Below are 23,858 nucleotides of genomic sequence, written 5' to 3' on the forward strand. Positions count from 1 at the left end.
AGTGGGGACGATTTTAGACAAAATTGTAGAGCAGAAGGAAAAAGAAGTTGCGGCATTATATGAAACGTATATACCATTAAAAGAAAGTAGAAAGACACATTCACTCGTCGACGCATTACAGCAGTTTACTGTTATTGCAGAGGTGAAACGTGCATCTCCGTCAAAAGGGGATATCAATTTATATGTTGATGTAAGAAAACAAGTAAAAACATATGAAGAATGCGGCGCGGGTGCAGTTTCTGTTTTAACAGACGGCCAATTTTTTAAAGGATCGTTTCACGACTTACAAAAGGCAAGAGCAGAAAGTAATATCCCGCTTTTATGTAAAGATTTTATAATCGATAAGATTCAAATTGATAGAGCATATGAAGCTGGTGCAGATATTATTTTACTCATTGTAGCGGCGTTAACGAAAGAGAAATTAAATGAGCTTTATAACTACGTACTAGAAATGGGATTAGAAGCGATCGTTGAAGTTCATGATGAACAGGAATTAGAAATTGCGATCGAATTAAATCCGCACGTTATCGGTATTAACAACCGTAATTTAAAAACGTTCGAAGTTGATTTAAGCCAAACGGAAAAGCTCGGAAAACGATTGAATGAGAGGGAATTGCTTTGGATTAGTGAGAGTGGGATTCATTCAAAAGAAGATATCATCCGAGTCAAACGAGCTGGAGCAAAAGGCGTGTTAGTCGGAGAAGCGCTTATGACATCGTCTTCTATTAGTAACTTTTTCGAAGACTGTAAGGTGAACATATGAAAGTGAAAATTTGTGGTATTACTGATGTTGAAACAGCGAAAAGTGCGTGCGAATATGGAGCAGACGCAATCGGATTTGTTTTTGCAGAAAGTAAACGGAAAATTACTCCAGAGCGCGCGAAAGAAATTATTGGGGAGCTTCCAGCCAACGTTTTAAAGGTTGGTGTTTTCGTAAATGAATCAGTAGAAGTAATCCAGAAAATTGCAGATGAGTGCGGGTTAACACATGTACAACTACATGGGGATGAAGACAATCATCAAATTAGAAGATTGAATATTCCGTCTATAAAAGCGCTAGGAGTGACTTCAGAGAGTGATATGCAAAACGCTCAAACATATGAAGCGAATTATGTATTGTTTGATAGCCCGAAAGAGAAGTTTCATGGAGGAAATGGAAAGACGTTCTCATGGGAGTCACTTGCTTATATGCCAAAAGAGTTGCGAAAGAAAACGATATTAGCTGGTGGATTAAACGTCCTTAATATAGAAAAAGCAATTCGAAATGTTCAGCCATATATGGTCGATGTGAGCAGCGGAGTAGAGACAGAAGGAAAGAAAGATATAGAGAAAATAAAACAATTTATACAAAAAGCGAAGGAGTGTTCCAAATGAACTACGCATATCCAGATGAAAAAGGACATTACGGTATATACGGAGGACGATACGTTCCAGAAACGTTAATGCAATCTGTATTAGAACTAGAAGAAGCATATAAAGAAGCGATGCAAGATGAAGCGTTTCAAAAGGAATTAAATCATTATTTACAAACGTATGTTGGAAGAGAAACACCGCTTTATTTTGCAGAAAATATGACGAAGTATTGCGGCGGTGCAAAGATTTATTTAAAACGTGAAGATTTGAACCATACAGGAGCTCATAAAATTAACAATACGATTGGTCAGGCGCTTCTCGCGGTGCGAATGGGTAAGAAAAAAGTTGTTGCTGAAACAGGAGCAGGGCAACATGGAGTTGCAACAGCTACTGTATGTGCACTTCTCGGATTAGAATGTGTGATCTTTATGGGAGAAGAAGATGTGAGACGACAAAAATTAAATGTGTTCCGAATGGAACTGCTCGGAGCGAAAGTAGAAAGTGTAGCGGCAGGTAGTGGCACGTTAAAAGATGCGGTGAACGAGGCTCTCCGTTACTGGGTTTCACATGTGCATGATACGCACTACATTATGGGATCCGTTCTTGGACCGCATCCATTCCCGCAAATTGTCCGTGATTTCCAAAGTGTAATTGGGAAAGAAACGAAAAAACAATATGAAGCGTTAGAAGGAAAATTACCAGAAGCAGTCGTTGCCTGTATTGGTGGTGGTAGTAACGCGATGGGAATGTTTTATCCGTTTGTACATGATAAAGAAGTTGCTCTTTACGGCGTAGAAGCAGCTGGAAAAGGTGTTCATACAGAAAAGCACGCAGCAACTTTAACGAAAGGAAGCGTCGGTGTTTTACACGGATCAATGATGTACTTACTGCAAAATGAAGAGGGACAAATTCAAGAAGCGCACTCTATTTCGGCGGGACTGGATTATCCAGGTGTGGGGCCAGAACATAGCTTGTTAAAAGATATTGGCCGCGTTTCTTATCATTCGATTACAGATGATGAAGCGTTAGAAGCATTTCAATTATTAACGAAAAAAGAAGGGATTATCCCGGCATTAGAAAGTTCACATGCTGTCGCGTATGCTTTAAAACTAGCGCCGCAAATGAAGCAAGACGAAGGGCTTGTCATTTGTTTATCAGGCCGCGGCGATAAAGATGTAGAGAGTATAAAACGTTATATGGAAGAGGTGTAAAAATGGGAGTAGAAAAAATTAAAGCAGCGTTTGCAAATGGTAAAAAAACATTTATTCCGTACGTAATGGGCGGAGATGGTGGACTTGAAAAGTTGAAAGAAAGAATCCTTTTTCTAGATGAAGCAGGAGCAAGCATCGTTGAAATCGGTATTCCGTTTTCGGACCCAGTCGCAGACGGTCCAACGATTCAAAGAGCAGGGAAACGAGCGTTAGATAGTGGTGTAACATTAAAAGGCATTTTTCAGGCGTTAGCAGAAGTAAGGCAAGAAGTACAAATTCCATTTGTACTCATGACATATTTAAATCCAGTACTCGCATTCGGAAAAGAACAATTCATCGAGAGGTGTCTTGAAGCGGGGGTGGATGGTATTATCGTTCCAGACTTACCGTATGAAGAACAAGACATTATTGCACCGCTCCTTCGAGAGGTGAATATTGCTTTAATTCCACTCGTAACCGTAACGAGCCCAATTGAGCGAATCGAAAAAATTACGAGTGAATCAGAAGGGTTCGTCTACGCCGTTACAGTAGCAGGCGTAACGGGAGTACGTCAAAACTTTAAAGACGAGATTCATAGTTACTTAGAAAAAGTAAAATCACACGTTCACTTACCGGTAGTTGCAGGGTTCGGTATTTCAACGAAGGAACATATAGAAGAAATGATTACAATATGCGACGGTGTTGTTGTGGGGAGTAAAGTTATTGAGCTTTTAGAAAATGAAAAACAAGAGGAAATATGTGAGTTAATACATGCAGTAAAAGAAACGGAAGAGGCATAAGTCTCTTCTGTTTCTTTTGTGTAATAAATGTTAAAATATACAGAAAATACTCATGATTCGGAAGGTGAGAAGGCATGCTAAGACGTAAACTATTCTATCTTCTTTTAACTGTACCATTATACGCTTGGCTCATTAGCATGACGAGAATAGAGTTGATGGCTTTGTTTGTAGGATATGTATTCATCTTTTCCAATTTAAATCGAATTCAAGAGCAATCTATTTTAGAAGTATGTATATTTTCCATTAGTATAGAACTATTTAGTATCGTTTCGATTGTATTATTAAACGAATTATTTCGATGGGTCCATTCGTTTTCATTAATGAAATTTGGGCATGTTGTACTGCAAGTAATATGTGCTTATATTGTGTTTGTTGTGTTAGAAAAAATGATTGGACAGCAGACGGTTTTTCAGGATAAAAGAAAATGGGAGTGATTCAAAAGAAGGAGCCGTTTGGCTTCTTCTTTTGAATCTGTTGTAAAAACAATTGAAAATTTCTCCATCTGTTATATAATAGTTAAAAATTGTATTTTTTACGAAATGAGATGATAACATGGCCATATTGTTGGCACTTATCCCAATTATGATGATTTTCATTTGTTTATTTTTATTTAAACAAACGTCATTAAGGTCCTCATTAATTTCTTATGCTATTTCTGTTGGAATCGTTTTACTCACGCCAACATTTCGGTTAGGGATAAGTGAAACTGTGCACGCAACGATTAAAGGTTGGTTAATTTGTTTTATTGTCGGGTACGTTTTATTTTTCGGTATTTTTTTATTTCACCTCATGAACAAAATGGGGTACATCGATCAAGTAGCTCTTTTTTTAGAAGAAGTCACTCACGATCGTTTATTACAAATGCTTCTTATGTGTTTTGGTATTTGTCCACTCATTGAATCAGTAAGTGGATTCGGTATCGGATTTATGGTCGCAGCGCCTATTTTTCTTTCATTAGGCTATAAACCGTTTCAAGCTGTACTGCTTTCGTTTATCGGTTTACTCGCAAGTTCATGGGGCGCAATGGCAACAGGTACGATTATCGGTTCGCAGCTTATAAATATGCCGCTCACAACACTTGGCACAAATACGTCACTATTAAGCATCCCGATGTTTGCTTACTTCGTCATTCTTTCTTTGTACGTTGTTGGCGGCAGGCAGGCCGTTATTGAAAAATGGAAGGAAGGAGTAGGATTCTTTCTATTATTTTCTTTCGGAATCTATCTTTCTAACGCATACGTAAGTGTTGAACTAGCAGGGATATTAAGTTCTATCGTTACGATTACATTTGGCTTTCTTATCATTACATTAAAAGGGAAAAATGAGCAAAACCTTATAACAGAACATGCTGCGGCAACGGAGAGAGAAGTATCTATTATAAAAATTATTAGCCCTTATATCTTCTTAACAGTTAGTATTTTACTTTCTCGCCTCGTTCCAGCATTACATGATTTGCTCAGGTCATATGCGGTTCTAGACTTAAAATCATATTCTTACAAATTAGAAATGCTATATTCACCAGGATTTTGGCTCGGTATGACTTGTTTATTTACCATCATTTTTTTCCGCATTCCATCAAATATTATTAAACAATCACTCTCACAAACGATAAAACAATGGATTCCATTCGCAATTACGACGACAATGTTTATCGCAATTTCAGAGTTAATGGGGGCATCTGGCATGCATTCATTACTTGCAAAAACAGCTGGTGAAACATTTGGTACGTTTTTCGTTTTCGTTGCTCCGTTCATCGGTGGTATTGGTGGTTTTTTAACAGGTAGTAACGCAGGATCAAATGCGATGTTTATAAAACTGCAAATGCAAACCGCGCAAAATGTAGCACTCCCTTGGCAATACGTCACAACACTTCAAAACACCGCATCATCAGTAGCAACAATTGCTTGCCCGTCACGAATTACACTGGGGGCTTATTTATGTAATATTCCGTATCGTGAAAATGAGTTATTAAAGAAGGCGACATTAATGATTTCTGGTGCCGTATTACTTGTAGTGGTGGAAGTTGTTTTCTGGTATTTATGGATAAAGTGAGACTTTGATTAGTGGGGAGTGTTTTTCATCCCCACTAATCATCAGCCCTCACCAATCGGGCTTTTACGGGCAGTCAGGCTCCCACTGGATTTTTTTGTGGGGGTCTTACTGCCCGTTAATGCGGGATAAAGTGAAAATCCTTCTATGTTTAGGAGGATTTTTCTTTATGATTGGATAATGTTTTAAATATGAATAGCTTCTACTACATGAATAGGAGATGAAAGAGATGCCCTTAAAAAACTACGGTGTATTAAAAGGTACAGTTATACAATCAAAGATTGGAAAAGGGAAAACACCTCATTATCAAGTTCATTTACAAGGCGAAGTAGGAGTAGATTATCGTATTGCAATTAACGTAAAGTCGCAAAGTTATCCGTCGGAAGTTTTATATTTTGCGAGCAACAATATTCAATCAGAAGCGATTCATATTTTACCGACATTACCGCTCGGTTTTACAGAAGTGAAAAACAATGAGCCGAAAGTTGCCCTTGATTATGTAAGAGGGAATTTATTCGATTCGAAGCAAATGATTCCTTTACCTGCTGAAAAAGCAGGAGTTGATAATGACTTAAATGAAAAAATAGAGCGGTATATAAAGCGAGCGATAGAGGAAAAAGCAATTATTTACGCGTTTGGTGAAAGGTGGGGACCGGAAGAAAATATACCTGATTCCTATTTTCATTTTAAACCAGGAAACGGCATACACGATATTCACATGAACCAAGGAAATGTAGAGAAATGGCAAGGTGATGATGGTATATGGCAAGACGGGGGAATACTTATTCATTTTGAGAAGAAAGAAGAGTGGGTTGGTATTTTTCTTGCCTTTCAGTCACAGTCATGGTGTACCGATGAAGAAGGGCATGCCCGTGTTCCAGTTGAGAATTGTAATAATAAGAGAGGGAAATGATAAGAAGAGGTAGTTCAAAATGAACTACCTCTTCTTATTTTATAAAACCCAAAACTCACAAGTGTAGAAATACAAGAGAAAAGTAAAGCTACGCTCGAAAATGCAATAATGTACATATTGTATTTCATAATTGTACCGACTAGTTGATTGCTATCGTACTGGAATAAGCTTGCTATTATATTGAATAAAAACAACACGATGAACATTACGATGACGCCATCAATTGATCCTTTAATGTCTGGTTTACTTAAAGCAATATGTGCGGAAATACAAATAGCGATAAATAAAAATAACCAAAAGGAAGGATTCAATAAATTGCTTATTGTGAATAAGCTTTTCAATAATACAAATGTCGAAAGTAGCATGTTTTGAACCATTTCTAAATTAATAGAAGTAGATGCAATCGTTTTTTCGAGAGTCGTATTAAATAAAGTATATGACTCTGGTACGAAATAGCGCATTAAAAGGATTAATGCAGTAATACCAGAAATAATAGGGCCGATTCCAATGAAGAAATTCCCGATTCGTTGATATACACTCTTTTGATTGTATTGATGTTGTACGTAACCTAACGCACCTTGACTCGTATCTGTTGGAAAGAACTGCGTTGCTACAATTTTATGACGGAATAGTACGCACATAAGCGCATGTCCAAGTTCATGAATCGGAACACCAATCCACGCAGTCAATAGGAATCCTTTTCTTCCAAAAGCCCTCGACCAATACATTCGTGTGAGAGATTCTAAATAACCTAATAGAAATCCAATTACAATGACGACGCCAATTAAAGAAAATAATTGGATCACGCTTGTAAGGAGTATTTGAAAAATTAAATTTACAAATTCCATTACCTTTCATCCAATCTGTTTAAAGTTTCACTTTATTTGCTCTGTTTCATAATAGCATTATTTTTCTAGATTGCTAGTCTATATATTTTCTTTGAAAAGGAGGATTTCATAATCTTTTTCTTGTAGTCATGTTTTATGTCCAAAGTCATATATTGAATTTGTAACACCCTATAAGGTATATGCTTAAGGAGGGATGAGAGCATGAAATGTCCGGCGTGTCATACGGAGAATGCAGCAGAGGCAAAGTTTTGCGGGAATTGTGGACATTCGTTAACAGCAAATGGTGTCCAAGAAGAAGGGCAGCAAGCATCGCGTGTAGCACAAGTGAAGGAAACTCAACCAAATGAAACAGTAGAGCAAGCGAAGCGGTTTGCAAGTGGCTATTTTCAGTTTTTTAAACATGCTTTAAAAGCACCGACAGCGATTATGAAAAGTGGCAATATTGAAGTGCGAAATGGAATTGTAAGTCTTGTTCTTATTTGTTTTTTAGGAGCATGTATTTTTTATAGAATGATGAGCGCAGCAACAGCTGTTACGAGAACATTTGCACCAGATATAGCTACCCCTACTTTCTTTGGAGAATCTGTAACGGTCTTTTTATTTTTATTAATTTTAACTTTATTTGTCGGATTTATTATTTTTGTAAGTGGTAAGATGATGAAATCATCTATTTCTTTTCTTGAAGTATTCGGCGTATGGGGAACGATAGTGACTCCGGCTATTGCTATATTAGTCCTGTCTTTTCTTTTTAGTTTCTTATTAATCTTTTTTTTACCAATATTACTATGGGTAGCTACAACGTATATAGGAATTAGTATCATGGTAGCTATATTAAAACTAGACAAAGGCGGACTAGATCCTGTTTACACACTTATTATTGCAAATGTTTTAATCGGAATTGCAACATGGATTGTACTTTGGTCTTACATTAGAACGATAATTCAAGCCTTTACACAGGGTTTAACAGGCTTCTAATGAAAAGGTGGTTGAACGGATGCATGTATGTACAAAGTGTGGAACTCAGATTGAAGACGGTGTGCAATTTTGTCAAAACTGCGGTAAGAAGAGGGAAAGTCCTGTAGTAAAGAAGAAAATGAGCAGTGGTACAAAAATTGGCATAACATTTTTAGCGATACTTGCTATAGCGATCGTTGGATTGTATTTGTATGGATCATCGTATTATACGCAGGTCGCACAAATAGACCGGATGATCGCTATTTTAAAAGAGAAGAACGGGGAGAAATTAGCTGAGGTCGTCACAACAGATGACACATCGGTTATTGTAACGAAAGAGAGTTTAACGCCTCTATTTTCATATATAAAAGAAAATCCATCTTACGTGAATGAATTGAAAGAATATTTGAGGCAGGGTGAAAAACAAGTGGATGGAATAGAAAGAGCAGATTTTTCTTTAACGAAAGACGGGAAGTATTTCTTTTTATTTGATCGGTATAAATTGAAAGCAAAGACGTACTATACGACTTTGCTTTCAAATGAAAAAGGTACACTTTTAAAAATGAACGGAAAAGAAATTGATAAGACGGATGACAAAAAATTTGAGAAGCAATATGGACCGTTTCTTCCAGGAAATCAAGTGTTTCAATCAGAATATAAAAATGATTATGTAAAACTATCACGCGAGGAAAAGGTTGTACTTATGAAACAAAGTCAAAATAATGTAACGATAGATTTAACGTTGCAAGGGCAATATATTACAGTTCAAACGAATGCGCCTGGTGCGACATTATACGTGAATCAAAAGCCAGTTACAGCATTGACCGGAGAAGAAATTACGTGGGGACCGGTAGCGACTGATGGAAGTGCAACGATTTATTTAGAACGAAATGGAGAAAGCGGAAGGGAAACGACGAAGGTAGAAACGGTGACAGCACTTTCAACTTATAATCTTCCATTTCAAAAGAAAAGTGCAGAAAAAACAGTTGTGTACAATGTTACCCCGCCATCTACGAATCAATATGTATATAATGGTTTTATCTTTCCTGATAGTGACATTCGAAAATTAACGAGTTCAGATTTAAGATATTTATCGAAAGAACAGTTAAAAATTGCCAGAAATGAAATATACGCAAGACATGGACATATTTTTCAAACGAAAGATATGCAGGTGTATTTTTCAAAACAGTCTTGGTACAGAGAAAATCCGTATTTTACAGGAACGTTAACGGATATTGAATCTTATAATGTTGAATTTATCAAATCAAGAGAATAGAGTGCGTGAAAAAGGTACAGTGCATATTACTGTATCTTTTTTATCTTGCATTAACGGGCAGTAGACTTTTACCTCAAAGTACGGCTGAAACAAAGGAGTTGGGTGGGAGATAACGGCCCGTAAATGCCTGATTGGTGTGGGCTAATAATCAGTGGGGGATGGACAACCCCCACTGATGAAAGTTTCACTTTTTATTTTTTTAACTGGACCAGGATCCCTAGAGAAAAAGATATGAAAGAGGAATGTGACTTTACTTGCTCCTCCTGATGTACTAGCTTGCACATCAGATAAAGAACTGGACGTTAAAGCAGCTTCAGAACGAGGGGGAACGACTATTTGGAGAGCGTCATCTGATTCAGATGATACAGTAACTGTTATCGTATCAACTGAAAAGTTTATAATTTTAACAGTACCGACTGGGAAAATCGATTTGCAAGGGTGTGATGCAGAAGCGAAGCGATTGGCTTTCCAAATAGTTTGCGCAAAAGTATCATTATCAGATAACCAAGCACGAGCGCTATAAAGTGTCGCATTAATGGAAAATTCTTGTTCAAGCGGGAGGGCGGGTCTCGGTTCTATCGGTTCCTCTGGAAGCTGGACGAGAATACCGGCGCACATGTATATTTCACCTGCTTTCAATAGTTACTGTTATAGCATATTAAACATGTTGTTTATAAGACACGACGGTTACCTATTAACACATAGTCTTGTGCATAAAATTTGTAGATGAAATTATCTTTCTTTACAATAAAGATAGGTGTTATTTCTATAAAATATGGAAATCGTAAAGAGTATGTAAAAAAGAAGGGGTGGTAAAGTGAACTATGTCATTATTGGTGGAGATGCAGCTGGTATGAGTGCAGCAATGCAAATTGTTAGAAACGATGAAACTGCAAATGTTGTGACGTTAGAAAAAGGTGAAATCTATTCATACGCTCAGTGCGGACTACCTTATGTAATTAGCGGTGCTATTGCTTCAACTGAAAAATTAATCGCACGCAACGTGAAGACGTTTCGTGATAAATACGGAATTGATGCGAAAGTACGTCATGAAGTAACGAAAATAGATACGGAAAAGAAAATTGTGTACGCAGAGCATACGAAGACGAAAGATGTTTTTGAATTTTCATATGATCGTTTATTGATTGCAACTGGAGTGCGCCCTGTTATGCCAGAATGGGAGGGACGAGAGTTACAAGGTGTTCATCTTTTAAAAACAATTCCGGATGCTGAGCGCATATTAAAAACGCTAGAAACGAATAAAATTGAGGACGTAACCATTATTGGCGGCGGTGCGATTGGGCTTGAGATGGCAGAAACATTCGTTGAACTTGGTAAGAAAGTAAGAATGATTGAGCGAAATGATCATATCGGTACAATTTATGATGCAGATATGGCGGAGTATATACATAAAGAAGCGGATAAACATCATATTGAAATTTTAACTAATGAAAATGTAAAAGAGTTTAAAGGAAATGAAAGGGTAGAACAAGTTGAAACGGATAAAGGTACGTATAAAGCGGATCTTGTTTTAGTATCTGTCGGAGTAAAGCCAAATACTGATTTTCTTGAAGGAACAAATATACGTACAAATCATAAAGGAGCAATCGAAGTAAATGCATATATGCAAACGAATGTGCAAGATGTATATGCAGCTGGTGATTGTGCAACACATTATCACGTTATAAAAGAAATTCATGATCATATTCCAATTGGAACGACTGCTAATAAACAAGGTCGACTTGCCGGACTCAATATGGTTGATAAACGAAGAGCATTTAAAGGTACGCTAGGTACAGGCATTATTAAATTTATGAATCTTACGTTAGCGAGAACAGGCTTAAATGAAAAAGAAGTGAAAGGGTTACACATCCCGTATAAAACGGTCAAAGTAGACTCAACAAATATGGCTGGCTATTATCCAAGTGCAAAACCACTTCACTTGAAATTACTATATCGCTCTGATACGAAGCAATTATTGGGCGGGCAAGTAATTGGAGAAGAAGGCGTAGATAAACGTATTGATGTGATCGCAATGGCACTTTTCAATAAAATGAGCATTCATGATTTAGAAGATGTCGACTTAAGTTACGCACCACCATACAACAGCGTTTGGGATCCAATTCAGCAAGCGGCAAGGAGAGCAGAATAGCACTTTGTAAGTGCTATTTTTTTTGCAAAGGTAAGTAATCTTTTTTATCGAATAATAAAGATGGGGAAATAGTTACATATAGGGAAGGGGATCTTCAAAAATGGTTATAGCACTTCAAAGAGTTCAAGAATCAGAAAAAGAAATATTACGTAATTTTTACGCATTATATCTTCATGACCTTTCTAAATTTACTACTAATATAACAATTGGAGCAAATGGTTTTTTTGAATATGAAGATTTGCACTTGTTTTGGAAAAGTGATGGAATCACTCCGTATTTTATAAGAGTTGATCATAGTATTGTAGGATTTTTATTACTATTGGAACGTCCATTTTTGAAGAAGGAAAACGACTTTGGTATCAATGACATTTTCATATTGAATCAATACAAAGGAAAAGGCATCGGTAAAAAGGTTATTGAAAGTTTATTAGAAGAGAGAAGGGGAAAATATTTTGTTATTGAACTTATAAAAAACGTACCAGCTGTTATGTTTTGGAAGAAAGTATATAGAGAGTTAAACATTGAATTTGATGAACGAAAACAAATAATTGATGATGAAGCATGCCTCGTTCAAACGTTTAAAATATAATGAAATAGGTGCTCCTCGTATATTGCTTTGAAATTTAACTTTATCCCGCAAACGCCCGATTGGTGTGGGCTAATAATCAGTGGGGAATGAGCAAAGCCCCACTGATTAAAGTTTCACTTTATTTTGAATATACCGTTCACCCTTGAAAAGCATAGTACTTATCGCTTATATTGTCATATAGTATTTATTTTTTAACAAAGCAATGAACGAACCAGGGGGCACAGTATGGCAATTAACATGAAAACAATCGAAGAATGGATTGCGGAATCAAACGCAAGACATGAAGAAGACTTTGGACACGTTGTTGAAGAGATGAAAGAAGTATGTGTCGGACTTGATAATGCGACATTAATTTATACGAAAAATGTATTTTGTTTCGGCAAAAAAGTAGAAGTATTGTTCTTCTTCCAAGACCATGTCGTTATCGGACAAGAAAAAGACGAATATATTGAAATTGAAAAATTAAAGTATGACGCCATTACAAATAGCAACTTAAAAACAAATGACAAAAATACAACGTTAGAACTAAAGTTTGCTAACGGACAATCTATCAATTTAGATAGTTTAAATGATAACTATGGTACGAAAAATTGGTTGTTTGCAAGACAAATTAAGAGTATCTTTAAATTAATCTAGTAAAAAAAGCAGACCCCAAAGGGTCTGCTTTTTATTTATTTCCTATTACACAAAGGCACCCTCTTTCTTCGTAACATTTCACACTTATAAATCCGGTCTGATAAAAGAGGCTTACTAATTCTTCGGTCGTTTTAAATTTCTCCATATGATATTGAATTTTGAAGGTTTCAGCTACTAATAAAAAGGATCCATTCGGTTTTAGGACGCGAAATACTTCTTTTATATCGTGTTCAACATCAGGCCAAAAGTAGTGTGTTTGAAAGGCAGTAATGAGATCGAAGAAGTTCGTATTGTAAGGAATAGAGGAGACGCTAGTTTGATGAATGATTACTTTTTCTGTTTTTACACCTTTCATATTGGCCTTCTTTGAGTTTTCAACAGCTTGTTCTGAATAGTCAATTCCATAAATTTTCCCAAGCGGAATTCGCTTTGAAAGAGTGTGTATTGTTTTGCCGCCGCCACAACCAATATCTAAGGTAATCGCATCTTCACGTATATGTATTTTTTGTAATCCCCAATTTGTTAATCTCGTATGTGCAGCGTTCATAATACAAAGCATGGAAGAACCAATTGTCCCGCGAGGATTTTTTGCTTGCTGAATCAATCGTTGTAAAATGCTCAAATCAAACTCTCCTTTTTATGTAAGAATATATACTCATTTCGCTTTTTATAAATTAAGTCCTTTAAAAAAGCACGCCGTCCACCGGCGTGCTTCTAATTATGCAAATCCCCTTTTAGCCAATTCCGCGCCCGATACGCCCCAACAGGAACTTGAATGAGTGACGTTTTATTTCCATTTTCAATTCCATATAATTGATCACATGAATTTGTATCAAAACTTAGTAACGGATGCCCGCCCATCCCCAAAGCGGTCGCAGCAAAAACGAGTTTATGAACGAGTATACCAGCTTCCATTTGGTGAATGCGATATCCTCTATAGCCTAATGTATTTGTATAGTAATCTTTCTTTCCAACTACATGTAGGCAAAGCGGTACTTGAAAAAGATTTACGTTATCCATCGTCATACTGGATTGAAGGGGATAACGAAGATCTCCGTACCGAATAGGTTGTATGGAATGTGTCCTACTGTTATAAGCGTAAGCGCCGTTTTCTATGTCTTTTACGTTATAAAAACATCCATATAGTGAGACTCTTGCGTTTTCGTTTATATGATTTCCATCAAGGTCGTTGTAATAAGGGAAAGAGAGGCTCGCTTCTTGTAGTAAAGTAGCGAGCTCGGCTACATCCCATTTCGTTAAAATAAAGTCAGCATCAGGTGAATATCGTTTTTTACAAAGTTGTAAAAAATCATACGATAAACGTTCTACTTTCGGTAGCTGTATAGCGTGAGTGGTATGTGGATAGTATTCTTCATGAGCGAATGTTTGAAAGTGTTCTGTCGATTCGATCATAGAAGCCTCGTTCATTTTTGCTATCATCGGATATTCATCTACACGTTTTGAGCGAACGAAATGTTCATGTGCTAACGGCGGAATTTGCTGCAATAAGTCATGAGAAGTAACAGTTTTATTTTCACGATAATCATCATGAAACCAATCTGTATCCGGTTCTACACTTAAAGGAATCACTGCATACACACTTTCTTCGCCTTCTGACAGTCCAAGCAAATGATTCATTGCCCGGTCTAGAAACTGAAAATATACTCCATGCGTGTAACCGAACTGTTTTGCACATTCTAGTAATTGCCCAATGAGAACACCGCTATCTAATCCTTGAAGACGATACGAAAAATTATTGTATTTAAAGAAATTTTTCCAAAACATAGTAGATATAAATGCAGCACCAAAACAAGAATGTATGTTACAGCGATTGCCGAGTGCTTCTGTAAGGTAAGCATCGAAATTTCCTTCGCGAAGTAAGATAAGTCGGTGGTGCGCGACATCGTAATGGTAAATACCGTCTGGATATTGATCAATCTTTAAATACATATACAATTCATTCGGATATAAAGCGCCACCGGAAGGGATAGATCTCCGGAATACATTTCTCTCGCTATTTAGCTGACATAATTGGGTTAAACCAAATGAGTACCAAAGGTAATGACCAATCTCATCCAAAGCAGGTGTAGTAGAAGAGTTCGGCAAAGATAATGGGATTTCTAAAGAGAGAGGAATGACAGGTAAATTTCGATATAATTTATAAGGGAGCGGCGCGTCTTCCCAGTTCACCTCATGATTCGGCATAATTTCATCAATAGAGAAATGGAGATGATGTAAAAAAGTATCCAGCTGCATGAAATTCCTCCTTTACTATGGAAACGGATGCGGATGTGGATTTAAGCTTTCATTCGTTAAAGGTTCGTTTGTATATCCAAGTGTCATTGGTACGGTACACACCCTATCCAGTCCTGTAACCCGAGTGAGATGGTGACCGAATGTCATCGGTAGCATGCCTGGAATAATGACTTTTACACAATGTAATCCGTTCTTTTCTATAAGGGGTACGGTTTGGTCTACAACGATTACTTCGAGTCCAGATTGATGTAATCTGTTTAAAAGTTGATGAAGATCTGATGTCAAATCCATATCAAATGATTGCAATGGATTCATTTCTTGGAACGTTTGCATCTGAGCATCGTCACGTAAAAGGAAGTGCAGACGTTCTTCAGCTTCTTTCAATCCGTACAACATACTATGGTCTCCCATTTGCCTAACGAGATAAGGATCTTGTAAGCAGTTTTCATAGTGCTCTCTTTTTTGTTCAAGCTCATCGTCTGTTATAAGTAACATGCCGGCTATTTCGTGAATTGCACTTTTTAGAGCGCGGATCGGATCTAAATGAGCGCCTCCTGCACAAACAACGTTCATTCCGTTTTCACGCGTATTTTTTGCAATTACCCATAAGCTCGGGATACCGTGTTCCATCGTCGCATTAAAAGCGTGTAATTCATACCCGGTAATCGTGTGTAACCGCTGAATCATTAATTGTAATTCCGTATCATTTGCTGAACTAAGATCAAGACGTGGAAGAGGTAATTCTGTATACCAAGTGAGCAAAAAGGCGTCACGCTCTACAATTTCTAAAATGCCGTGAAAAATTGCTTCTTCTAAACTACCACCAATCGCACAACCATTTGATGTTTCATACACGAAAGCATCTCGATGACCGAGGCTATAATAAGCGATTGATTCCGGAACTAAAAGTGGCCGGTTTTGTGATAAAGAATAGCCCCATACCCAGTTTTGCTCATAATCAGGATTAAACGGCTTAAAGGGAAAACTATCACGATTGTAATGTTCATTTGTATGGACACCGAGTGTGAGAGGATTCAGTGCATGATCTTCTAAATCATGAAAACTGCCATGCACATTCGTTTTTTTTCCGCGAGGTGACATGCCGCAATATCGCTCTAAACCTTCTAAAATAGCAGTTGCTTCACTTATTGCAAATGAATGAGTTCGACCTGCAACACCTTCATTTCCAAACATTAAAGGCATGTTTATAATAACGTCAGCAAATGGTAATAAAGAATGCTGCATTTTTCCGTTCAAAATACCAGCTCGATAATCTAAATAGTCTCTCGTTAAAAATGTGTTTAGCTCATGAATGGAGCGGCAGCGATACGTTTCAGTACTTGTTTTTAAGCTCGGTTGTAAAGAAAGCTCTGCCGCATCCGCCGTATCATCAGGTAAATTACTACATACAGGACAGAGAGGATCTGGAAGAAAAGAGTGCCGAGTACATTGTAACGTTTGTAAGTTTAGTAAAATAAGTTCATTCTCTAAAGAAGAATGGTTATGGGTTAATATCTTCTCTGTTTCTGCACAAATCAGATGACACATTTGTAACATGCCATTTTGGGTGGCGCGTACATCACGCCTCGTCACGTTATCTGCTTTTAACGTATATTTTCGCTGTAGTTCCCACATTTCTTGTTGATCAAAACCAGCTATAAAACGGCGTCCATCAGAGCAGTGGGAACAGCCAGTTGCAAGTGAATGAATGTAAGGGCCGATAATACCTTCACCAAATGAAGTAAACCCGCGAAACCACGGAATATGATTGGAACGAAAGATAAGCTCAGCATCATGATGAATAGTAGAAGGAGAGCCGTCATGTAATACGAGAGCGAGGTCAATATTTTCAGGGAGTTCTTCTGAAATAGTATGTTGGCGAATGATGGAATATTGTTTGCATAATTGATCATGTACATACTCTGCAAGTAGGCCGTCTCCTATAAGCAGTATATTTTGAGTCATAGACTGTCCTCCTTTGCAATTATTACCCCATACACACCATCTAAGTTTTCTTTCAAAAATGATTCAATAGCTAAATCAAAAACGAATGGGTAAAAATTATGTTCTCCTAAATGTTGCAAGGCAAGCTGTAAAGATTGCACACCTGGACTTTCTTCTTCCGCTTGTATTTCTATTCTAAAAGAATCCGTGTCATACAAAATAATAGATGACTCATTCAAAATATTAGCTCTGTAGGGAGTCTCTTCATTTTGAATGTGGAGAAGTGATAGTTGTAGTGCGTTTCGTAACGCTAACGTCATATTGATATTAGATGCGCCATACCATCTATCATTTACACCGACCCAAACGACAGGGAAACTGAGAATCTCTTCACTCATTGCTATTTTAGGTGTTTCATGGATTGTAGAGAGGGCATCGTAATAAAACCTACAATGTTTGTCATGAATGTCAGTTAAGTCAATCGTTGTAAGTTCTTCTAGCGCATGTGACTGCCGCTCATACAGTTTATTGTTTAAATGTTGTTGTAGCGCCCGGTATACCCCTTCCGTCATCGTCTCCCCAGCGCCGATACCGATATCGTTATGTTCAGGAATAAGGCGGTGAATGATTTCTGATACATATGTTTCAATTCCTGCTAAACCAGCTTCGCGGCGCGCTTCATTATGTGTCAATCCGCCGCAAGTCATAAGAGGTAGGAGGGAAGCAGGGCCATCTGATAGTGGAGTAGCTACTTGAATATTGCATTGTGATAAAGGTAATTGATATAAATCTTGTTCATCCCATACATGGAATATACCAGATTCTTTAGAAGTTAATGAGTCGAAAAAACGGAATAATTCAGTTGAAGTATGTTGGCTGGACCGATGCTCAAGTTTTTCGGAAAGATTTTCTACTGTATCGATTGTAAAACTTTCATCAGTTGCAAGAGGATGTTTTATAAAAGGGTGCCATGTCCCTTCGAGTGTTTCACAGTTTAATAAAAAAAATTGTGGTTCCTTTTCTCGATAGGAATCATCAGCAACATGTTTAAATAATTCAAAAACGATTATATTCGCTAACATTGCAGATGTAATTGGTGAAAACGGCGCTTGTGGATTTTTATTTTGTAAAGCAGTTTCATGTAGCCGGTGCCAAGCGGATTCCCAGCATTCTTCACGATCGATTGTTACGACAGGGCCAGCCAAACCGAAATTTGATAAACAAATAGCTGGTATGAAGTTCTTCCCAACTTCTCTACAAATAGTGTGAACTGCTCGTAAACTTTCAATATCTCCATTTTGAGAAACGTACAAAATCCAGTCGAAAGGTTCGAATACATCATGTAAAGACCGATCAATTGTAGTATCTATTTCTTGAATAAGTACATTGTCATCAACTTCATATGCACGTTCTATTAGCTCATGAATTCGGTCGTAATTTGTTTCCGCATAATCTGTGACAAGGTAATGAAATGTAGGTAATCCGGATTCTAATAAAGAAGAAACTAAGGAAGTGAGCATATCCCCAGAACCAATTATAAGTACATTTGTCGCACGGTACGTTTCAAATTTTAAAGCACCTGAATGAGAATCAGCTTCTAAAAACTCAATTTGTGAAGCGTATCTGTCGAGTAAGGCACCGTTTAATTCATGAGGAGCATCTTGACTTATATCGCGAACAAAACCATTTTCATATAAAAGCCCTCCAAGTTCAAATACACGATTTTGATAGGGGAGAGGGAGACCATCTGTTATTTCTGCTAAAGAATAAGTACCGTTAAACATAGGCATTAATTTTTCAATCCAGTCATAAATTCCATCACCGTCCATACGAAATGAACTGGCGTTATTGCGAAAATAGACACCCCCGTTTGAATCGGGGAGGAAGAAAGTATCCTTATTTGTTTTCAGTTTTGCATGAGCTGGAAGGTTACTCATTATAATCCTCCTTACTTTTTGGGCATACATTATTAGCTTATGTCATGCGATTTGTCCCGTATGAGCGCAATAGAAAAAGGCTGTAGAATAATTTATTCTACAGCCTTTAATAGACTAGTAGTCTATCAACCTTCTAATAATAATGATTTTGGATCTTCAAGCATATCTTTAACAGCAACAAGGAAGCTAACTGCTTCTTTACCATCAACAATACGGTGATCGTAAGATAGTGCAAGGTACATCATTGGACGGTTTTCCATACGCTCGTTATCGATTGCAACTGGGCGTACTTGGATTTTATGCATTCCTAGAATACCTACTTGTGGGCTGTTTAGGATTGGTGTCGACATTAGAGAACCGAACACACCACCGTTTGTAATTGTAAATGTACCACCTTGTAATTCTTTTAATGAAAGTTTGTTATCGCGTGCTTTTTTACCTAATTCACGAATTTCGCTTTCGATTTCAGCGAAGTTTAATTGGTTCGCATCGCGTACAACTGGAACAACTAATCCATCTGGAGCTGCTACTGCAATACCGATATCATAGAATTTTTTAATGATAAGCTCGTCGCCTTGAATTTCAGCATTTAATAATGGGAATTGTTTTAATGCTGCAACAACTGCTTTTGTGAAGAATGACATAAAGCCAAGACGTACATCATGTTTTTTCTCGAAAGCATCTTTGCGTTCCTTACGTAATTCCATGATTGCACTCATATCAACTTCGTTAAATGTTGTTAACATTGCAGATGTTTGTTGAACTTCTACAAGACGTTTTGCAATTGTTTGACGGCGGCGGGACATTTTCACGCGCTCAACTGGTTTTTCGAATTCAGTTTTTACAGCTGGAGCAGGAGCTGGACTTTTTGGAGCAGCTGGTGCTTCTTTTGGTGCTGCAGCATGAGCTTGTACATCATGCGGTCTCACACGTCCAAGTGGATCTGTGCTACGTACGTCGTTTAAGTCGATTCCTAATTCGCGAGCCATTTTTCTAGCAGCTGGTGATGCGATAGGACGGTTTGTATTTGGTAAACCTTGTAGAGCCGTAGCTTGTTCAGCATTTGGAGCAGCAGCTTTCGGTGCTTCAGCTGTTTCTTGTTTTGGTTGCTCAGCAGCTGGAGCAGGTGTACTTACTGCAACTGGTGCGCCATTTGCATCTAAAATTGCGATAGTTGCGCCAACTTCAACTGTATCCCCAGGTTCGCCTAGTAGCTTCGATACAATACCTGAATCTTCTGCAATGATTTCTACATTGACTTTATCAGTTTCAAGCTCAACAACGCTGCCACCTTTCTCAACTTTGTCACCTACGTTGATAAGCCATTGTGAAATAGTTCCTTCAGTAATAGATTCTGCAAGCTCAGGTACTTTAATTTCGATCATTTTAAATGTCCTCCCCTTATTTGCCTAACGGTGTGTTTTGTCTTCTTTAATCTTCGGTAATCTCCATTTGTTAGCTCGACTTGGGCAGAATATCTGCCCAAATTGAGCCGGAAAAATTCATTGTTACTTTCAGTTGCTGTAAACTTCAATTTCTTGTTTATCTTGACGGAAGTTATACTTCACATCTAAAGCGTGTGCCACAATTAGTTCTTGCTCAGCTTTGTGAGCGAACGGATCGCCACCAGATGGGCTAGAACGATCTGGGCGTCCAATGTAACCTGTTTTCACTTTATCTCCAGCTAGTTCGAACAGAATTGGAGCCATGTAATGCCATGCGCCCATATTACGAGGTTCTTCTTGAACCCAAATAATTTCTTCTAAGTTTTTAAAGCGTTTAATAATAGATTGAACTTTCTCAGCAGGGAATGGGTACAATTGTTCAATACGAATGACATGAACTTCATCTAAGTTGTACTCATGTTTACCAGATTCTATTTCTGCTGCTAAGTCAATCGCCATTTTACCTGTACTTAAAACAAGACGTTTTACTTTATTTGGTTTTGTACCAAGGTTTTCTTGTTCTAAAGCAGGTTGGAAACGTCCTTCGCTTAACTGACTAGCAGTTGAAAGCGTAAGTGGGTGACGTAATAAACTTTTCGGCGTCATAAGTACTAATGGTCGAACAGCTTCTGTTCCTAAGATAGATGCTTGACGACGCAAGATATGGAAGTATTGTGCCGCGCTTGTTAAGTTTGCAACTGTCCAGTTATTCTCAGCAGCTAACTGTAAGAAGCGTTCAGGACGTGCACTAGAATGTTCTGGTCCTTGGCCTTCATAACCGTGTGGTAATAGAAGAACTAAACCAGATTTTTGACCCCATTTTGCTCTTCCTGCTGAAACATATTGATCAAATAATGCTTGCGCAGTATTTGAGAAGTCACCATATTGCGCTTCCCACATAACAAGAGTTTCTGGAGCGAATACGTTATAACCATATTCATAACCAACAACTGCAGCTTCTGACAACGGACTGTTATGAACAGAGAATGAAGCGTTTATGTTTGGTAAGCGGTGTAATGGTGAATATGTTTCGTTTGTATCCGTATCGTGTAATACGATATGGCGGTGTGCGAATGTACCACGCTGTGAATCTTGACCAGTTAAACGAATTGGCGTACCTTCTTGTAAAATAGAAGCGAATGCTAACGACTCAGCAAGTGCCCATTCAATTTTACCGTTCTCTTCAAGAGCATCTTTACGGCGTTCAAGAATTTTCTTCACTTTTGGATATACGTTAAAGCCTTCTGGCCAAGATAGTAGACCTTCATTGATTACACGAAGTGAGTCAATCTCAACACCAGTATCGATTGACTGAATTCCTTTTGCAACAACATCTGGCACTTTAACGTGAATTGTTGCATCGCTTGTATCAGCTGGTGGTACTTGTGCATAGTCAGATTTTAATTGCTCTTGTATAAACTGTGTAATTGTTTCAACCTCATCTGCATTTAGAACACCAGCAGCTTGTAATTGATCTGCATAAATCGCTCTTACAGTTGGGTGGTTTTTAATTTTTTTGTACACTTGTGGTTGCGTAACTGCTGGGTCATCCATTTCGTTATGACCATAGCGGCGGTAACCGATTAAATCAATTAAGAAGTCTTTTTTGAACAACGTACGATATTGAATCGCAAGGTTAGCAGCAGCAAGACAAGCTTCCGGATCATCAGCGTTCACGTGAACAATCGGAATATCAAATCCTTTTGCAAGGTCACTTGAATATTTCGTAGAACGAGAGTCATAGCTATCAGTCGTAAAACCAACTGCATTGTTTGCGATAACGTGAATTGTTCCGCCGGTTTGATATGCATTCAATCTGCTTAAGTTCAATGTTTCAGATACAATACCTTGACCAGGGAATGCAGCATCACCATGAACTAAAATTACGAATGATTTTGAAGTATCTTGTTCTGGAAGACCAGATTTTTTACGGTTCTCTTGAGCTGCACGTGCGAAACCTTCCACAACAGGATTAACGAACTCAAGATGACTCGGGTTATTTGCTAATGTAACACGAGTGCTAACTTCTTCATTACCAACGACTTGTTCTCTACCTAAATGGTATTTCACGTCGCCAGTCCAGCCAGCATTTGTCTTTACGCCTTCTATTTTTGCATGTTTGAACTCAGCAAACATGTGAGTATATGGTTTTTCTAATACGTGAGCAAGTACGCTTAGACGACCGCGGTGAGCCATACCAATCATGACATCTTCAACGCCGCCCTTGGCACCTTCTAGAACAATTTCATCTAGAACAGGTACAAGCATATCAACGCCCTCGATAGAGAAACGCTTTTGCCCAACGAATGTTTTATGCAAGAATTGCTCGAAACATTCAACAGCTGTTAAACGTTTTAAAAGAGCAGTTCGTTTTTTATTTGATAATGGTTGACGTAATGAATTTGATTCCACCATTTGATGCAACCACGTGCGTTCTTCACTATCTTGTATATGTGAGAATTCATAAGCTAAAGATTTTGTATAAACGTCTTTTAATCTATGAATTACATCAAGTGCAGTGTGAATACCCTCTGGTGCATCTTGCCATACTGTTTTAGCTGGAATCGCTTTCAAATCAGCATCGCTCAGTTCGTTCATTGCTTTCTCAAGAAGAGATTGCCCATTTGCAGCATCTTCCATCGGATTGATGTGAGCCAACGTATGCCCAAAAGAACGAATCTGTTCAACAAGTTGAACGACTTTAAGAATTTTTTCAATGTTACCTGTGTTTTGAGGAGAAAAATGTGCTGCTGTGTTGTCCCCTGTTACGACATCATCTTGAAACGAAGGAGCTCCAAAAATTTCAAAAAGCTCTTGTAATTCCGGATCAACAGAACCTGCTCCAGTTACGTAAAGATCATACTGTTCAATAACATAACCAAGGTTCGGACCGTGGAACTTGGCCCAAGGGTTTGTCGTTGTATTCTTCCTCGTCATTTGTTTAAACCTCCCAATGCATATAATCCTTTTTCTATACAAAAGGTGCATTTTGCTCTTTTTCAATAATTGATGAACCAATAATCAATGTAAATGTTTTCTTTACTCTTATGTTATTACAATAATTTACATAATACCAAACACTATTACTTATCTGTTTTGTAAAAAAACATTCACAATAACTTATCACCCAAGTTAATCTTTCATGTTATAAAGTAATTTTACAGAAAAATGGGGTGGATATATTTGGTATACCTATACTAACAACTATAATTGTTGCATTTAAATATAAGTATAATAGTTAGAATGTTTCGATAAAAATGAGTTCGAATTATGTATATTGAAATAATAAGCGCTTTCATTGATATTATACAACAATATAACGGAATATAGTATAAAAAATAAAAAATTATGAATTTAGAGTAAACTTTATTTCGATAGTGTTAAATATTGAAAGGAAAACGAAGGATTTCTACAAAAAAAGTGGCTAAACACAAAAAATGCTTCATAAACCGTTAGTTTCTATAAATATACCGAAAAATACCGTAAAACCAATAACGCATTTCATACAATAAAGAG

At 37.6% G+C, this 23,858-nt stretch carries 20 protein-coding genes; 12 read left to right on the forward strand and 8 right to left on the reverse strand.

What is annotated here, in order from left to right; genetic code table 11:
* Position 1 precedes the first annotated feature (1 nt).
* From trpC to ACQKNR_RS09820, 7 genes are all read left to right on the forward strand, one after another.
* A complete protein-coding gene (trpC, locus tag ACQKNR_RS09790) occupies positions 2–763 on the forward strand; it encodes an indole-3-glycerol phosphate synthase TrpC (protein ID WP_427317382.1) in 762 nt (253 codons plus the stop codon).
* Positions 760–1,374: a phosphoribosylanthranilate isomerase gene (locus tag ACQKNR_RS09795; protein WP_427317384.1), complete on the forward strand. Its 615-nt coding sequence runs from the start codon at positions 760–762 to the stop codon at positions 1,372–1,374. Before trpC ends, ACQKNR_RS09795 begins: the two co-directional genes overlap by 4 nt.
* Positions 1,371–2,564, forward strand: a complete 1,194-nt coding sequence (trpB, locus tag ACQKNR_RS09800) for a tryptophan synthase subunit beta (protein ID WP_427317386.1) — start codon at positions 1,371–1,373, stop codon at positions 2,562–2,564. The genes ACQKNR_RS09795 and trpB overlap by 4 nt, the downstream gene beginning before the upstream one ends.
* Positions 2,565–2,566: 2 nt before the next feature.
* Entirely contained in the window at positions 2,567–3,343 is a 777-nt protein-coding gene (trpA, locus tag ACQKNR_RS09805; protein WP_427317388.1) for a tryptophan synthase subunit alpha, read from the forward strand.
* A gap of 74 nt (positions 3,344–3,417) precedes the next feature.
* A complete protein-coding gene (locus tag ACQKNR_RS09810; RefSeq protein WP_427317389.1) occupies positions 3,418–3,777 on the forward strand; it encodes a DUF4029 domain-containing protein in 360 nt (119 codons plus the stop codon).
* A gap of 118 nt (positions 3,778–3,895) precedes the next feature.
* Positions 3,896–5,395, forward strand: coding sequence for an L-lactate permease (locus ACQKNR_RS09815; protein ID WP_427317391.1), 1,500 nt, complete (start codon positions 3,896–3,898; stop codon positions 5,393–5,395).
* A gap of 226 nt (positions 5,396–5,621) precedes the next feature.
* On the forward strand, positions 5,622–6,305 hold the full coding sequence (locus tag ACQKNR_RS09820; protein ID WP_427317393.1) for a DUF2278 family protein: 684 nt from the start codon (positions 5,622–5,624) through the stop codon (positions 6,303–6,305).
* Between the two features lie 14 nt (positions 6,306–6,319).
* Here the strand turns inward: ACQKNR_RS09820 and ACQKNR_RS09825 are convergent, their stop codons facing one another.
* The gene (locus ACQKNR_RS09825; RefSeq protein ID WP_427317395.1) at positions 6,320–7,153 is read right to left on the reverse strand and encodes a hypothetical protein; all 834 of its coding nucleotides are present in this window, start codon (positions 7,151–7,153) and stop codon (positions 6,320–6,322) included.
* Between the two features lie 201 nt (positions 7,154–7,354).
* Between ACQKNR_RS09825 and ACQKNR_RS09830 the strand changes: the two genes are divergently transcribed.
* Both ACQKNR_RS09830 and ACQKNR_RS09835 read left to right on the forward strand, forming a co-directional pair.
* On the forward strand, positions 7,355–8,128 hold the full coding sequence (locus ACQKNR_RS09830; protein ID WP_427317397.1) for a zinc-ribbon domain-containing protein: 774 nt from the start codon (positions 7,355–7,357) through the stop codon (positions 8,126–8,128).
* Positions 8,129–8,147: 19 nt separating this feature from the next.
* Entirely contained in the window at positions 8,148–9,383 is a 1,236-nt protein-coding gene (locus tag ACQKNR_RS09835) for a TcaA 3rd/4th domain-containing protein (RefSeq protein WP_427317399.1), read from the forward strand.
* A gap of 141 nt (positions 9,384–9,524) precedes the next feature.
* Here ACQKNR_RS09835 and ACQKNR_RS09840 read toward each other — a convergent pair whose 3' ends face one another.
* Positions 9,525–10,001 (reverse strand): hypothetical protein, encoded by a 477-nt coding sequence (locus ACQKNR_RS09840; RefSeq protein WP_427317400.1) that lies wholly within the window; start codon positions 9,999–10,001, stop codon positions 9,525–9,527.
* A 199-nt stretch (positions 10,002–10,200) separates the two neighbouring features.
* On the opposite strand from ACQKNR_RS09840, the gene ACQKNR_RS09845 reads away from it, so the two are divergent.
* From ACQKNR_RS09845 to ACQKNR_RS09855, 3 genes are all read left to right on the forward strand, one after another.
* Entirely contained in the window at positions 10,201–11,535 is a 1,335-nt protein-coding gene (locus ACQKNR_RS09845; protein ID WP_427317401.1) for an FAD-dependent oxidoreductase, read from the forward strand.
* A gap of 100 nt (positions 11,536–11,635) precedes the next feature.
* Positions 11,636–12,124: a GNAT family N-acetyltransferase gene (locus ACQKNR_RS09850; RefSeq protein ID WP_427317402.1), complete on the forward strand. Its 489-nt coding sequence runs from the start codon at positions 11,636–11,638 to the stop codon at positions 12,122–12,124.
* Between the two features lie 225 nt (positions 12,125–12,349).
* Positions 12,350–12,760 (forward strand): DUF3908 family protein, encoded by a 411-nt coding sequence (locus ACQKNR_RS09855; protein ID WP_427317404.1) that lies wholly within the window; start codon positions 12,350–12,352, stop codon positions 12,758–12,760.
* 31 nt (positions 12,761–12,791) lie between these two features.
* On the opposite strand, the gene ACQKNR_RS09860 is transcribed toward ACQKNR_RS09855, so the two are convergent.
* The 6 genes from ACQKNR_RS09860 to odhA form a co-directional block, all read right to left on the reverse strand.
* Entirely contained in the window at positions 12,792–13,382 is a 591-nt protein-coding gene (locus tag ACQKNR_RS09860) for a class I SAM-dependent methyltransferase (protein ID WP_427317406.1), read from the reverse strand.
* Positions 13,383–13,474: 92 nt separating this feature from the next.
* Positions 13,475–15,016 (reverse strand): SagB family peptide dehydrogenase, encoded by a 1,542-nt coding sequence (locus ACQKNR_RS09865; protein WP_427317408.1) that lies wholly within the window; start codon positions 15,014–15,016, stop codon positions 13,475–13,477.
* A 15-nt stretch (positions 15,017–15,031) separates the two neighbouring features.
* The gene (locus ACQKNR_RS09870) at positions 15,032–16,981 is read right to left on the reverse strand and encodes a TOMM precursor leader peptide-binding protein (RefSeq protein WP_427317410.1); all 1,950 of its coding nucleotides are present in this window, start codon (positions 16,979–16,981) and stop codon (positions 15,032–15,034) included.
* Complete coding sequence (locus ACQKNR_RS09875; RefSeq protein ID WP_427317411.1) at positions 16,978–18,897, reverse strand: putative thiazole-containing bacteriocin maturation protein; 1,920 nt, start codon at positions 18,895–18,897, stop codon at positions 16,978–16,980. The genes ACQKNR_RS09870 and ACQKNR_RS09875 overlap by 4 nt, the downstream gene beginning before the upstream one ends.
* 125 nt (positions 18,898–19,022) lie before the next feature.
* Positions 19,023–20,282: a 2-oxoglutarate dehydrogenase complex dihydrolipoyllysine-residue succinyltransferase gene (odhB, locus tag ACQKNR_RS09880; protein WP_427317413.1), complete on the reverse strand. Its 1,260-nt coding sequence runs from the start codon at positions 20,280–20,282 to the stop codon at positions 19,023–19,025.
* Between the two features lie 129 nt (positions 20,283–20,411).
* Positions 20,412–23,279 (reverse strand): 2-oxoglutarate dehydrogenase E1 component, encoded by a 2,868-nt coding sequence (gene odhA / locus ACQKNR_RS09885; RefSeq protein WP_427317415.1) that lies wholly within the window; start codon positions 23,277–23,279, stop codon positions 20,412–20,414.
* Between the last annotated feature and the right edge of the window lie 579 nt (positions 23,280–23,858).

The sequence above is a fragment of the Bacillus sp. NPDC094077 genome, assembly GCF_050279465.1.
GTDB lineage: Bacteria > Bacillota > Bacilli > Bacillales > Bacillaceae_G > Bacillus_A.